Origin of the sequence: Acetobacterium tundrae, from assembly GCF_008086615.1 — a bacterium.
Taxonomy (GTDB): Bacteria; Bacillota; Clostridia; order Eubacteriales; family Eubacteriaceae; genus Acetobacterium; species Acetobacterium tundrae.
The window spans coordinates 18,532-32,740 of record NZ_RXYB01000012.1; the positions used below are offsets into that span (position 1 = coordinate 18,532).

A 14,209-nucleotide genomic window follows, 5' to 3' on the forward strand; every position below is an offset into this window, starting at 1 on the left:
TAAAGAATAGAAAAAAGTCAATCAGCTTGTATAATTTACAGTTTCGTAAATTTGACGTAGAATAAGAATATGAACTATGTTAAAAAACAAGGAGGAATATTGATATGGCATTAACACCGAAAGAAAACTTTTTAAATGCAATCAATCACAAAGAAACGGAATGGACACCAGCATGCATTACCGATTCTGACATGATTGGATTTGGCGGGCTACCCGGACCCTGGTTTGAGAAAGGGCCTCTGGGCGGCGGATTCGATGGTTTTGGGGTGCGCTGGATTACCCCGGCTTCTGGTGGCGGCGCACCGATTCCTGCACCCAATGAACATCTTTTAAGTAGCGAGACCATCACCGAATGGCAGAGCATTGTGAAGTTTCCCGATCTGGAAACGGTTGACTGGCAAGAAATGGTGGATGCTGAATTAAAAATGATGCCAATTGATAGAAATCTGAAAGCACTTGAATTTGGCTGTGGTAATGGTGTCTTTGAGCGTCTGGCGGCGTTGATGGGTTTTGAAGAAGCATTGATGGCACTGGCCGAAGAACCGGAAGCCTGCAATGAATTAATGACAGCCATTACCGATTATAAAATTGAGTTTGCCAAAAAAGTAAAACAATATTACAACCCGGATTTATTTACAAATTACGATGACATTGCCACGGAGAGAGGGCTTTTTATGTCGCCCACAACCTATCGTGAACTGATTAAACCCCATCACAAGCGGCTTAACGATGCCGTCAAAGAACTGGGCATGATACCGGTGCAGCACACCTGCGGCTACTGCGAACCACTGATTGAAGATATCATTGAAACCGGAGCCGCGGCTTGGTCTTCGGTTCAACCAACCAATGATATTGTCGGGATGCAGAAAAAATATGGCGACAAAATTGTTTTTATAGGTGGATTTGATACCAACGGAGCCGCCGGTGCCGCTGATTCAACACTGGAAACACGACTCGCAGAAGTTCATCGCTGTTTTGATGAATATGGTAAACAGCCAGGATTTATCTTCTTCGGATTTGTACTTGTCAATAGTTTAGATCCGGCAGAAATCTATGCTCAATTAATGCCTATTCTTCAGGAAGCAGCCCGTTATAGTCATGAGCAGGCAGCAATATAATAGCACCAGTATGGGGGCAATTGCATTCAATACATATGCACCCAACCGCTGGTAGCGCAGCGATGAAGGTTAAAAACATCACAACGATTTAATGATCCATACGTTTGCTTAGAATATGAAATAAAACAGGTTCAAAACAACACAGTGCATCAAACCCGGATTTCAAAGATCTGAGCCAGAAAATATTTGATGGCGAAATCTACGTGACCGATGTATTGATGGCCTCCCGCGCGGCGCCCCGGTGACCGCCGAATATGCCGGGCGGATCAAGGCCGATGCCTATACCAATGATTTGTTTGAAGCCACCGAGGCAGTGGGCGATCTGGTGAAGAATCGGATTGGAAAGTATGCCGTGTGAAAAGGCGGTTTGAATATAATATCAGAACGGTTAGCCGATTACCATCATGAAAACCATGGCAAAGCACAAAAAAAGCTGTCAAACTAATGACAGCTTTTTTTGATTTTTTGGGGTTGATTAGAATTTGATTTCTTTGAAACCGCCCTTCATATCGGCAATTTCCGCAACCGCATTTTTCAGATAGAATAGTCCCAGTTTACGACCAGTTTCTTCATTATACATCGATTTCAGATTCGGCATCACTTCAAAAGCCTGTTGCGCAACGGCCTCACTATCATCAAAAACAGCGGCGCCGCGGAGACGAATCCATTCCATCTTTTTATTTGTCGTCGAGATTTCAACTTCTGGATTTGCGACGAGTTGTGCATAGCTTGGTTTAAAGGTGCCAATTCCAAAATAGATCTTTCCATCAAAACTCATACAAAAACCCAGCGGGCGAACCTTGGGGGTGGTACCTTCAACACTGGCCAGGTAAAACGGACCGTTTTCCTTTAAAAAACTCAATACTTCTTCCATAATAAAAATCCTCCTTAGAATATAATGTGTATTTACTATGTATTTACTACATGGTATAATTTTATGATTATAAGTACGATTTGTCAATAGCGCAAAAATAAGTGGGTAGGTAAGAAAAAAATGATTATTGAAGAAACTGATGTGAAAAAGTGTGATGCTGATTGCCAAAATGACAACGGCATCTGTCCGTGTGGGCAGAAATGTCCGCTGTCAACGGCAATGGAGATCATTGGCGGAAAATGGAAAATTCAGATCTTGTGTGCCCTTCAGATTGACGGGCCTATTCGCTACAATGAATTGAAAGCGAAAATAAATGGCATCACAAATACGATGCTCTCCAGTGCTTTGAAAAAGCTGGAAGCCGACGGACTGGTACGACGAAAACAATACAATGTGATGCCGGTTCGGGTGGAGTATTCAACGACGGAAGCAGTGGTCAATTTGGTCCCTATTTTAATGCAGTTGGGTAAATGGGCCAAAGAGGTAGCCCCGTAAAAACGGGCTTATGAAAAGGATATAAATAATAGTTGAGTTGTTGCAAGCGCCGGGCTGATGACTACTTGAAATTGAAACAAGAGAGGATTGAGAATAAATGATGCGAACGGAAACGGACAAAAAAAATATCACCATCGCCTTGATGGTGGCAATGTTTCTGGCGGCTGTGGAAGGAACGGTTGTCACCACCGCCATCTCCACCATTGCGAAAGATTTAAATGGGTTTGAAAACATCAGTTTTGTTTTCTCAGCCTATTTACTGATGTCCGCGATCTCCACACCCATTTACGGAAAACTGGCGGATCTGTACGGTCGAAAAAATATGATCTCCATTGGCATCGGCATTTTTCTGGTCGGCAGCACCCTCTGCGGATTTTCACAGAACATGACCATGCTGATCGTCTTTCGGGCCCTACAGGGGTTGGGGGCAGGGGCGATTTTCACTTTGACTTACACTATTGTGGGTGATGTTTTCACACTGGAAGAACGCCCGAAAATACAGGGAAGTCTGGGAACCATGTGGGGAGTCGCTAGTCTGGTGGGGCCATTCGTGGGAGGAACCTTCATCGATCTGCTTTCCTGGCATTGGATTTTCTTCATCAATCTGCCATTTGGGATTCTGTCCATTTTTCTGATTCAACGCAATCTCAAGGAAAACTTTGAAAAGAAAAAGCAGATCATCGATTATGCCGGTATTGTGACATTATCCGCTGCGATGTTGGTGTTTTTCAATATTTTTCTGTCGGCTGAGGTCATGAATTTCAGTAAGTTGTTTATTGGAATCTCGGTAGCCGGAACCATTTTCCTGCTGGTCGTGTTCTATCGCATCGAGAAAAAAGCCGCTGAACCGATTATCCCACCGGATATTTTGACCAGAACTAGTAACCTCGTCAACATCATCAGCTTTCTGGTGTCCGCCGTCATGATCGGAGTCGATGTGTACATCCCCATTTACATCCAGAATGTCCTGGGATTAAGCGCCACAGTATCCGGTTTTGCGCTGGTGTCGATGTCCGTCAGCTGGCTGATTGCGTCTGTCATCCTCGGCAAGATGATCATCACGCGGGGCGGAAAAATTGTCACGATCCTGTCGACAGCAATTCTGCTCATCGGGATTCTGCTGATGACGACGATGGAAATCGATACCTCTTATTTTTTAGTGATTGCCTACGTTGCCATCGCCGGTTTTGGATTCGGCGGGGCCATGACCACCCTGACGATCCTCATCCAGGAGGCGGTCGGCTACCGAAAACGGGGGGCTGCAACCGCCACCAATTCGTTGCTGAAGACATTGGGTCAAACCATCGGTATCTGTATTTTCGGCAGTGTGTTCAATTTGGAGATCATTCAGTATTTCAATCAGATCGGTAAATGGGGCGTTAATCCCAATGATCTGTATGGGTCTGCAGCCCAGACTGGTGCCATTTCCGGGGAACAGATTGTCCATTCGCTGAACAACTCGGTGAATTCCCTGTTTCTCATCATTACGGTCATTGTCGGTGTCGCCCTGGGACTGGCGCTGCTGCTGCCCAGAATGAAGGGTGCCTTAAAAACTGAAAGTGATGACGATAAAACAGACAATATAAAACGTGAATTGTTGTAAATTCAGACTCTGGTGCTGCAAATTGGCGAGCTTTCGTTCACGATTCCGAAATACAGATAGTGATTACTTCCGCAAATTTTCACTATCAGCTATGTTCCCGATCTACACCTTGCCATTCCGATCAATATCCTGAAAAAGTACATACAATCAACCTTTTACCAAGGAACAACTCCATTTTCATCGAAGAATCCACCTGTAGGTCCATCTTCTGGAAGGGTAGCAAGTCGGACTACAATATTTGAAGCCTGTTCTACACTACGGGTTCCTCTGAAGTTATTTAAATCAGTAGCAGTAAATCCTGGATCAGCCGAGTTAACTTTAATACTTGAATCTTTTAACTCATAAGCCAAATGAACTGTAAGCTGATTAATTGCTGTTTTAGACGAATCATACGCCAATCCTTTATATTTATAGTATTCATAGTTAGGATCACTCTGCTGTGTAAGTGAACCTAATCCACTGGACATATTTACAATACGCCCAGCTTTTGACTTACCAACTAAAGGTAACATAGCTTTTGTTACTGCAAACATACTAAAAAAATTAATATCGAAGGTTTCTCTTAATACACTAATGTCTAATTCGGATGCAGTAATTTTATCTAGCGCTACCCCTACATTGTTAACTAAAACATCTAGTTTTTTATAATCTTCTTCTATTTTTTTAGTTGCTTGATCTATGGACGCTTGATCTGTTACATCAATTTCTATAAAATGAGCATCTATTCCTTCTCCTTGTAATTTTACTTCAGCTTCTTTTCCTCGTTCTTTACTGCGAGCTCCAACTAATACTGTAAATCCTTTTGCGCCCAATTGTCTAGCTGTTTCAAAGCCTATACCTTTATTGGCACCAGTAATTAATACAATTTTATTTTCTTTTTTTATGGTCATAAATATTCCCCCCTTATTTTTTCTTCACAAATCCGATTATTATTACTCCATGGCCTTCAACTTTATTTCTATGATTCTTTGTAATTCATTCATTTGATCTTCAATATTTTTCTTGTGGGTTAAAAGCATTTTATATCTTTCTGAAATAGTATTAAGCTTTACATATAGCTTTATTTGATTTAAAGTCATACCTGTATTCTTTAAACATACGATATTGTTCAATAAGTCTCTATCTTCTAAACTATAGACACGATAGCCTATATTATTCCTTTTGACTTTTGGAAGTAGCTCAATCTTCTCATAGTAACGGATAGTATCTTCACTTAATCCTATTTGTTGTGATATTTGTTTTATTGAGTAAATATCCTCCAACCTATAGTCACCACCTTTCTAATCTCCACAATTTTATGTTATACCTTGGAGTTACCTCCAAGGCAAGTTGTTTTTTAATTTATTTTAATTTTGTATATCATATATAATACCGTTTTTTTAGGTTTCCAAAAAATATTGATTATTACGGGGTAGCGGTGGTTCTTTCTTAAATTTGAGTACTGAGTCTCATTTTAGCACAAAACCTTAGCGCGTAATAAAGGGAATTTTGCATGACCATACATGGTGCGTTTGATCATTTTAAGGCGATTATTGTTACCTTCAACAAAGCTCGGTATCCGTATAATAAAATGCTTCCGTGAGGGTCTCAACAACCTTTTTTCCGGAGATGGTACCGGTTCCGAAATAGGCAATAATCTTTTTTCGTTTCTCTGGCATCGTTTGTTTCAAGCAGGGTTTGGAAAAAGGCCCGGTAAAAATCGCACTGGAATCATTAATCGGCTCCAGATCATAAGAGCTGGGCACAATTTTCAGTTCTGCCCAGTCAAAAATCTCTAAAACCGAATTAATTTCCGGCAATCCGTATTCTTTTAGAACCTTTTTTACCCCACCGGAAAATTCCGGACTGGAGGCAAAGCTTGTCTGAACCGGATAACTGTAGTCGGTCATACTTTTTACATTTTCAAGCTTTGCCGCTACCAAGGCGGCAATTCGAAACTCTGTAAGACATGGGGGACGCTTCGGGACATGTGAAAAAGTCGAAAAATACAGCGGAAATATCATAGTACGAAAAGGTCCAGTAACCACAAGGAAATTTAATGAGTTTAAGCCTATAAAAGTGATTTTTTTTATAAAACAGAGCAAAAAAAATAACCCTGTAGGGATTCTCAACGACAGCAGCGTGAGCATTGATGCCACCCATGTGGAAGCCAACACGATCAAAAAAACACCCGAACGGTTGATGAAACATCTGGCCCGAAAGATTATAAAAACCTATTCGGTAGCTTTTTGGCCCGTGATTCAAAGGTTTTTGATTCTTTAATCATGTCGCTGCTGGTAATTTGTTCCCAAAGTTCATTATTTATTCTCCTTTAACTCATTAATTTTTGAGGACACGAACGCCCATTTGTCCCAGAACTTCTGCGGTTCTTGGCGTCCAGCGTCGTTAAGTACATAAAACTTGCGTGGCGGCCCGATATCGGACGGCTTTTTTTCGATATCAACGAGGTTTTTCTTCTCAAGCCGCACCAAAATGGTATAGACTGTTCCATCCACAACATCAGCGAAACCAAGTGCGTTTAAACGTCGTGTGATTTTATAGCCATAGGTTTCGCCAGCGCTAATAATTTCAAGGACACAGCCCTCAAGCAGGCCTGTAAACATTTCTGTCAGGTTTTTTTCTTTACTTTAAGAACATGACAGGATAAAATATTACGTAGCAAATTCAAAGCGAACATATAAAAAAGAAAATTTAACTATAAATTGGATAGGCAATTGTGTAAATGCTGTGCGCTGCGCTGCCGGGTTGGGCCTAACCATTAGAACTATTTGGAGGATATTGCGGTGGAGAGAAAATATGAGTTTTCCTGGGATTTATTGGGTGACATAGAAGAAGGACGTCCCCATATGGGTAACACAACTCGGGTTGAAGTATATCGTTTAATGCAATTTACCTTTAGAGACATTATTGAAAAACATGTTGGCTGGGAAAAAACAAATGAAATATTTTATGATGCGGGACAATTGGCGGGGAAAGAATTCTATTTCCATATGTTAGAAAAAACGGACGATCTTAATCAATTTATCAATCAGCTTCAAGATGTCTTAAAAGAACTGGGGATGGGTATTCTAAGAATCGAAGAAGCAGATATGGAAAAAGGTGAACTCACCCTAACAATGTCGGAAGATCTTGACTGTTCAGGGCTGCCGGAAACTGGGTATGAAATCTGTACCTACGACGAAGGTTTTATTTCGGCATTACTTGAAAGCTTTGCCGGGATACCATTTATTGTCAAAGAAATTGACTGCTGGTGTACCGGTGATCGAACCTGTCGGTTTAGTGCAAAAGCTAAAAATGAAGGGAACCAAAGTGAAAAATGATCAGTGATGAGGCCAGATTACTATTGGATTATCTCGAAGTACAGCTGTATGATGTCAAAACAAAACAGGATATTCCAACCAGTTTGGCAAATGACGTGGGCTTTTTACAGCTGGATAAAACTATGAAAATCATTAGAGCAGCAGTGGTAGAACTGGGTAACGGCAATCTTTCCTATCAGATAAATGGGAAAGGTTATGTTTTGGGTTCGCTGAAATCCTTACAGGCGTCCCTCAGAAATTTAACCTGGAAAACAAAGGCCATTGCGGCGGGAGATTTTTCCCAGAGTGTTCATTGTCTCGGTGATTTTTCGGATTCTTTTAACAGCATGACCAAAAAATTAGAAATCTCCATTCATGAAATCAAGGAGATTCAGGAACACTTTGAAATGATTTTTGATACTATTCCGGACATGACCATTATTTCTAACATTGAAGATGGAACAGTGAGTGCATACAATCAGGCGTTTTTGGAAACCATGAAATTCACAAAAGAAGAATTAGAGAACAAAACGATCTTGATTACAGATTACTGCAATGATTTGGATGAACACGCAAGATTTATTGAAAGGCTTATGAAAGATAGTTTTATTAAAAATGCAGAGATCAATTTTCATGGTAAAAGTGATCAAATCATAACCGGTCTCGTTTCATCAAGAATCATTAAAATAAAAGGGGTTCCACATACTTTAAGTGTAATTCGGGACATCACCGAGTTAAAAGTAATTGAGAAAAAACTTCGGGAAAGTGAAGAACTGCATCGGCTTCTGGCAGATAATGCGGCAGATGTCATCTGGACCATGGGTCTGGATGGCAAATTTACCTACATCAGCCCTTCCGTTGAAAAACTCCGGGGATATACAGTTGCGGAAGTCTTGGCACAATCACCGGAAGAAGTTCTCTGTCCTAGTTCATTAATCCATCTGCAGAAAGGACTGGAAAATGCCAGTCAATTGATACAGAACAATCTGCCGTTTAAAGTGTTCCGCGGCGAACTGGAACAGCCCTGTAAGAATGGCACCACCGTCTGGACAGAAGCAACCGTTTCGGGTATTTACAGCGAAGATGGAAGCTTCATCGGAATGCTTGGGGTAACCCGGGATATTTCAGATCGGAAAATCATGGAAGACGAAATCGTAAGGCTGTCAGTTACGGATAAGCTGACCCAAAGTTACAATCGCTTGAAGCTGGATGAAACCATGGAAGAACAAATACAGTTGGCAAAAATTGCCACGGTGCCTTTTTCGATTCTAATTTTAGACATTGATCATTTTAAACGGGTCAACGATAACTATGGTCACCAGGTGGGGGATCAGGTCCTCGTGGAACTGGTGGCGATTCTGCAAAACCATGTTAGAAGCGATGATGTGGTCGGTCGATGGGGCGGTGAAGAATTTCTTATCATCCTGCCGAATACCGGCCTGGAAGGCAGCGTCGGGCTGGCAGAAAAGTTGCTAAGCTTGGTCGGTGCCAATATATTTACCCGGGCCGGTCGGGTAACCATCAGCATCGGTGTTGCCGCTTATCAGGGTGACTTATCTCAGGAAAGCATTGTATCCAGAGCTGATTCCGCTCTTTATCTGGCCAAGAAAAATGGCCGCAATCGGGTTGAATATTTGAAATAATTGCGATAATCAGGAATCAGATCGAGGGGAGATAAAGCATCAACAATGGCAATACCAGCCAAAATTTTGACTACTAGCGGGAGGTACCATTGAGTAACTACAATATCCATAGCGATTTTAAAAAATATCAAAATATGAAAACACCTTTAGCTCCGATACTTTTACCATTGATGAATGGAGTGATCGAGAAAAGTTTCAATAACAGGCAGTCGGATCAAGGTGTGTGTGAAATCAGAAGAAGGATTCCCGGTTATCAAGACAAACCGATTGAGCTAAGAATTTATGAACCGGAGGCTGTGGAAGGGGAATTACCCTGTCTTATTTATTTGCATGGCGGGGCCTTTGTCCTGAAGTCAGCAGCATTCCATAAGCATTTAGTCTGTCAATATGCATTAAGAACGCCGTGCAAAGTGGTTTTTGTTGATTATCGGCTGGCACCGAAACATCCATTCCCGATTGGGGTTGAAGATTGTTTTGCGGCCTTGAAGTGGATTGATCAAAATGCGGCAGAAATCGGCATCGATCCCAATAAAATTGCCATTGGTGGCGATAGCGCCGGTGGGGCACTGGCAGCGGCTGTCTGCCTGATGGTTCGTGACCGAATTGCGCCGAAAATCTGTTTTCAGATGCTCATCTATCCGGTCACTGATGCCCGGCAGATGACCGAGTCAGTTAAAGAATTTACCGATACCCCGCTCTGGAACGCCAAACTGAATCAGAAAATGTGGAAGCTCTACCTCGGGCAGGGGGTCCATTCAAACAAAGAATATGCGTCCCCCATGGAAGCCGCTTCGTTAGAGAACCTGCCGGATGCCTATATTGAAGTCGCTGAATTTGATTGTTTGCGGGATGAAGGGATAAATTTTGCTGAAGCGTTAAAAAAAAGCGGGATTCAAGTTGAATTGAATCGGACTACCGGAACCATTCATGGTTTTGAAATCGCCGAAGACAGCGAAATCGTGCACCAGAGTGTCATAAAACGAGTTGCGGCATTGAAAAATGCTTTTGCTGACTAAGTTTAAGTGTGGCAGCGGAACGTTTGGAAACTATATACATTGTTGACGGTTATAATTCATACGATAGATGATTTTTGCAAAGCCCAAGCTCAAAATCATAACTAAAATATAAATACCAATTAATCCGGAGCTCAGTTTGTCATAGAGCTGGCCGAACAGAACCTGACCAATGGGCATGAAAGCGGTGGATAAAGCAGCGGTCAGAGCCATGGTTTTACCCATTAAGTTTTGGGGAACTTGCTGTTGAATAAACGTTAAGGATTGGATGTTGACATTGGCGACAAAAAACATCAGAATAAATCCGAAAAATGTGAATAACCCATAGGCAGTCGGTGTGTTGCCTAATATCCAGGGAGTTAAGCACAGGCCCATGCCAAGAATGCCTAGTCCCATAAAGACAAAGAGGCGATGAAGCTTTTCAAAAGGATTGTACTTGGCAAGGGTTGTCGACAGCATTGCGCCGACAATCATACCAATCCCCAGTATGGCTTCTGAGATGCCGTATAGCTGATTGGATACGCCCAGAACAATCTTTTCCACATAGGGAACACCAACCGTGTAAAGTGGTGTCAAAAAAAGATTGATTCCGGCGGCAATAAACAGGAGGTATAAAACAAAGGGCTTATCGCGGTATAGAAATATCAGAGTTGATTTTATATCGCTGATATAAGTCACGATGGGAGAGGCTTCCATTTTTGTTTTTTCAAAAGGGATCAATAGGAATAATTCCATGACGCCGGCCACAAAAAAACTGATCATATTGATAACGAGAATAACCTGCAGTCCAAAGAAGCCGTATAAAAAGCCGGCTGAGATCGGTCCGAGCAACATTGTCAGGGCACTGATCTGGCTGACCATACTGTTTCCGGCATTGTAGTGCTCTTTAGGAATAACACTGGGAATACTGGCCCGAACGGTGGGCTCATAGATACTGTTGACGGTGGACAAGGCGAAGATTAAAATTCCAATCCACAAGATTTGATTATTATTGCCATAAATAAAGACGGTAAAAAAACCGATGATCAGGGCACAGCAAAAATCCAGCACCACCATGATTCTTTTTTTACTCATCCGATCGGCAATTGCGCCGCCGATGGGTGCCAGAATAATGGTGGGCAAGATAGCTAGGGATATAATCAGAGAAAACATGGCGGCTGAGCCGGTGAGATCGAGAATGTACAACGAAAAGGCAAAACGCTGTAGTGAATTGCCAAACATGCTGATGAGTTGTCCGATTCCAATAAGGGTGAAATTCTTGTTGAAAAGTTTCGGTTCTTTCATACTACCTCCTAAATTGAACTTTAGTTCATTTCTTTAATCGAGTATATAACTTTGAAAAGATGTTGTCAACAAAATTATGAACTAAAGTTCAATATTTATTGAGACCTTGCAAAATAAGCGGTTTCATACTATCCTTAGTATAAACTTGGATAGCAAACATTTAGAGAAAAAATAGGAGTTGAAAATGGAGAAAGAAAAAAAAATTCAAGAGCGGACCATTGTCAATCGAAAAAAAATTCTTGAATCCGCCCAACAATTGTTTAATACCAAAGGTTATTATAATACCAATACCAAAGAAATTGCCAAACTGGCCGGTGTTTCAACCGGCAGTTTCTATAATTATTTTCCGGATAAACTGAGTATTTTTCAGGAGATCATGATCATTTTCCTTAGTCGAAGTTATTTGGATTTATGTGAACTGGCAAGAAAACTTGATCAACAACCACAAATTGCCAAAGCAACGATCTTAAGCTTTGTCCAAAATGGAATGGATCATGCATATGAAGATGTGGTTATGTTTCAGGATTTTGACAGTATTGTCATGGCGAATCCGAAATTAAACGATATTCAAGGCGAATTTTACGACAAAATCTTGAACGAAATTTATACCTTCTGCAAAGAAAGCCCATATGTAAAACAGCGGACCGAAAATCCCCTGGTGATGTCTCGAATGGCTTATTTTCTGGTTCAGGGTACTTCCGCATTTGTCGCAAAATTACCGGAAGATATTGATAAAAGTGAATATCAAGAACAATTGGTAGAAATTGTCTATTGGTATTTATTTGGCAGCTGAAATTGATTGAAGTTGGCTGAGTGCAGAAGTAAGCCATTTATTTTATAATGATCTTTATTATCAGTGATCAGAAAAACGGTGAATTACCTACTACGCTGTTTGAATCCCTACTTCAAATCCGGTCATGGCAGTCAATAGAGAGCTTAAAGTGATCTATATGAATGAGTCGGAGAAAAAACTTCTGAAGAAATCTGCGGACAACATTATCGGCAGCGTTGAATTTATCATGGATATCACCGAATGCGTTTTATATGAGAATCGGCTCAAAGAACAGAGTCATACCATCCGGGAAATGTCAACTCCGACGATTAAACTATGGGAAGGCGTCCTGGTTCTGCCGGTTGTCGGTGTAGTCGACTCCCTGCGGGCCCAGCATATGATGGAAAGCATGCTGAATGAAATTGCGGAAACCTATTCAAAAGTGATTATTTTGGATATCCACGGTGTTGCGGCGGTGGATATGGCCGTTGCAAACCGTCTGATTAAAATTGCCAAAGCAACCAAACTCATGGGCTGTGAATGCATGGTCAGGAATATCCCCGGCAGTCGATCAGACTATCATACAGTTGGGCACATCGAGCGTACTAAGAATTATGTGCGAATTCTTGCCGAAAAGTTGAGTACCTATGAATAATAGTCTGTAAAAAACGATGCCACGCGATCTTTATCAAATTTCATGAATAAAGATGCAAAAACAATCGCATTGTAGTATAATACAAATCAAGCGAAACGGAAAGTCATCAGGGATGCTTCGTTAGTCATCTTATCAGTCAGTAGTTGAGGACAGGCAGTTAAAAACATCCCCGTGTCATTTGTATAACCAACTGAAAAGTGTGTGAACTATTAAAAATTCAAGATAAAAATTTGGAGGGATGGTAATGGAAAAAGATAGGAAAGTTATTCTTTTGGGGTTATGTGTAACTGCTTTAGTTTGTATCTTTGCAATGGCAGGATGTGGCGTTAACACCAGCGAAAAAGGAGCCGGCAATGCACAGATAAAAAATACAGTAACCCAGGAAAGTCAGACAATCGGATTAACAGGGGTTGATAACGCTCGTCAATTGGGGGAATATGTAACAACTGACGGAAAAAAAATTAAAGATGGCATTTTACTAAGAACAGGAAAATTATCTGGTGCTACCAACGAAGATATTACCACATTAACTGGAAAATATCACCTTACGGAAATCATTGATTTACGGTCAACAGCAGAAATTGAAGCAGCTCTAGATCCGGTTATTGATGGGGTCACTGAGGAGAATGTTCGAATTGCTGATGAGACCAGTCCTGCATATTTAACTGCGATGTCAGTTGTGCGTACTGATGATCCAGTAGGTGATGCGATCACAGAGGTTGAAAATGGAACAATAAGCGATACGTTGTATTCATACATTGTTACGAGTACTTATGGGCAACAGGCATATCACGAATTCTTTGAAAAATTACTTGCACATGAAAATGGAGCAATTCTGTTTCACTGTTCTGCAGGCAAGGATCGTACTGGTCTAGCAGCCGTTTTACTACTCTCGGCTCTTGGTGTAGACCGAGAGACAATTATGGAAGATTTTGCATTAACAAATGATTTTTATGCTGATAATATTGATTATATGGTCAGTGAAACAAAAAAAAGAACAGATGACGCTAAAATAATTGAAGGCGTTTATGCCGTGGTTGGTGCAAATTCAAGCTATATGGAAAAAATGTTTGATGCGATCAATGAAAAATATGGATCGATGGATAACTTCTTAAAAGAAGCAATTGGACTAACTGATAAAGATGTGACAAAGTTGAGAGATATGTATCTTGAATAATGGTTGCTTATTATGGGACTGAAAGACCAGGCTCAATTCATATGATGCAGAGACTTTCAGAAAAAAGGAGATAATTTTGAAAATTGTTTGTTTTGGCGACAGTTTGACTTTTGGATATAATGTAGCCCACAAAGATAAATGGCATGTCCTCGCAGAAAAGAAGACCGGGATCCGAATGCAAAACAGCGAAATTAACGGGGATACCACTGATGGGATGCGATTTTATTTGCGGGTTTCTGTTACCTGACCTATCTGTATTTTGATCAAAATAAATTA

The 14,209-nt window shown here is 41.1% G+C and carries 16 protein-coding genes and 1 pseudogene; 10 read left to right on the forward strand and 7 right to left on the reverse strand.

Annotated features, from left to right (window positions below):
* Window positions 1-104: 104 nt before the first annotated feature.
* A complete protein-coding gene (locus FZC40_RS10460) occupies window positions 105-1,118 on the forward strand; it encodes a uroporphyrinogen decarboxylase family protein (protein WP_148604069.1) in 1,014 nt (337 codons plus the stop codon).
* 475 nt (window positions 1,119-1,593) lie between these two features.
* Here FZC40_RS10460 and FZC40_RS10465 read toward each other — a convergent pair whose 3' ends face one another.
* A complete protein-coding gene (locus FZC40_RS10465; RefSeq protein WP_148604071.1) occupies window positions 1,594-1,992 on the reverse strand; it encodes a pyridoxamine 5'-phosphate oxidase family protein in 399 nt (132 codons plus the stop codon).
* Window positions 1,993-2,112: 120 nt separating this feature from the next.
* On the opposite strand from FZC40_RS10465, the gene FZC40_RS10470 reads away from it, so the two are divergent.
* Both FZC40_RS10470 and FZC40_RS10475 read left to right on the forward strand, forming a co-directional pair.
* Complete coding sequence (locus FZC40_RS10470) at window positions 2,113-2,487, forward strand: winged helix-turn-helix transcriptional regulator (protein WP_148604073.1); 375 nt, start codon at window positions 2,113-2,115, stop codon at window positions 2,485-2,487.
* A gap of 97 nt (window positions 2,488-2,584) precedes the next feature.
* Complete coding sequence (locus FZC40_RS10475) at window positions 2,585-4,090, forward strand: MDR family MFS transporter (RefSeq protein WP_243135793.1); 1,506 nt, start codon at window positions 2,585-2,587, stop codon at window positions 4,088-4,090.
* A gap of 155 nt (window positions 4,091-4,245) precedes the next feature.
* Here FZC40_RS10475 and FZC40_RS10480 read toward each other — a convergent pair whose 3' ends face one another.
* From FZC40_RS10480 to FZC40_RS10505, 5 genes and pseudogenes are all read right to left on the reverse strand, one after another.
* On the reverse strand, window positions 4,246-4,980 hold the full coding sequence (locus tag FZC40_RS10480; RefSeq protein WP_148604076.1) for an SDR family oxidoreductase: 735 nt from the start codon (window positions 4,978-4,980) through the stop codon (window positions 4,246-4,248).
* 42 nt (window positions 4,981-5,022) lie between these two features.
* Window positions 5,023-5,352: a MerR family transcriptional regulator gene (locus FZC40_RS10485; RefSeq protein ID WP_207706719.1), complete on the reverse strand. Its 330-nt coding sequence runs from the start codon at window positions 5,350-5,352 to the stop codon at window positions 5,023-5,025.
* A gap of 191 nt (window positions 5,353-5,543) precedes the next feature.
* A pseudogene (locus FZC40_RS17440) lies at window positions 5,544-5,636 on the reverse strand (transposase); the annotation flags it as partial.
* A complete protein-coding gene (locus FZC40_RS10495) occupies window positions 5,632-6,093 on the reverse strand; it encodes a hypothetical protein (RefSeq protein ID WP_148604078.1) in 462 nt (153 codons plus the stop codon). The gene FZC40_RS10495 and the pseudogene FZC40_RS17440, both read right to left, overlap by 5 nt.
* A gap of 294 nt (window positions 6,094-6,387) precedes the next feature.
* Window positions 6,388-6,693: a PadR family transcriptional regulator gene (locus tag FZC40_RS10505; RefSeq protein WP_148604082.1), complete on the reverse strand. Its 306-nt coding sequence runs from the start codon at window positions 6,691-6,693 to the stop codon at window positions 6,388-6,390.
* 180 nt (window positions 6,694-6,873) lie between these two features.
* Between FZC40_RS10505 and FZC40_RS10510 the strand changes: the two genes are divergently transcribed.
* The 3 genes from FZC40_RS10510 (at window position 6,874) to FZC40_RS10520 (ending at window position 10,048) form a co-directional block, all read left to right on the forward strand.
* Entirely contained in the window at window positions 6,874-7,410 is a 537-nt protein-coding gene (locus FZC40_RS10510; protein ID WP_148604084.1) for a V4R domain-containing protein, read from the forward strand.
* Window positions 7,407-9,032 (forward strand): sensor domain-containing diguanylate cyclase, encoded by a 1,626-nt coding sequence (locus FZC40_RS10515; protein ID WP_148604086.1) that lies wholly within the window; start codon window positions 7,407-7,409, stop codon window positions 9,030-9,032. Before FZC40_RS10510 ends, FZC40_RS10515 begins: the two co-directional genes overlap by 4 nt.
* Window positions 9,033-9,121: 89 nt before the next feature.
* A complete protein-coding gene (locus tag FZC40_RS10520; RefSeq protein ID WP_243135794.1) occupies window positions 9,122-10,048 on the forward strand; it encodes an alpha/beta hydrolase in 927 nt (308 codons plus the stop codon).
* A 30-nt stretch (window positions 10,049-10,078) separates the two neighbouring features.
* Here the strand turns inward: FZC40_RS10520 and FZC40_RS10525 are convergent, their stop codons facing one another.
* Window positions 10,079-11,329: an MFS transporter gene (locus FZC40_RS10525; RefSeq protein ID WP_148604088.1), complete on the reverse strand. Its 1,251-nt coding sequence runs from the start codon at window positions 11,327-11,329 to the stop codon at window positions 10,079-10,081.
* Between the two features lie 184 nt (window positions 11,330-11,513).
* On the opposite strand from FZC40_RS10525, the gene FZC40_RS10530 reads away from it, so the two are divergent.
* From FZC40_RS10530 to FZC40_RS17145, 4 genes are all read left to right on the forward strand, one after another.
* Entirely contained in the window at window positions 11,514-12,122 is a 609-nt protein-coding gene (locus FZC40_RS10530; protein WP_148604090.1) for a TetR/AcrR family transcriptional regulator, read from the forward strand.
* A gap of 157 nt (window positions 12,123-12,279) precedes the next feature.
* Complete coding sequence (locus FZC40_RS10535; RefSeq protein ID WP_243135796.1) at window positions 12,280-12,756, forward strand: STAS domain-containing protein; 477 nt, start codon at window positions 12,280-12,282, stop codon at window positions 12,754-12,756.
* A 244-nt stretch (window positions 12,757-13,000) separates the two neighbouring features.
* Window positions 13,001-13,933, forward strand: coding sequence for a tyrosine-protein phosphatase (locus FZC40_RS10540; RefSeq protein ID WP_186843773.1), 933 nt, complete (start codon window positions 13,001-13,003; stop codon window positions 13,931-13,933).
* A gap of 76 nt (window positions 13,934-14,009) precedes the next feature.
* Window positions 14,010-14,180: an SGNH/GDSL hydrolase family protein gene (locus tag FZC40_RS17145; RefSeq protein ID WP_186843772.1), complete on the forward strand. Its 171-nt coding sequence runs from the start codon at window positions 14,010-14,012 to the stop codon at window positions 14,178-14,180.
* Window positions 14,181-14,209: the final 29 nt, after the last annotated feature.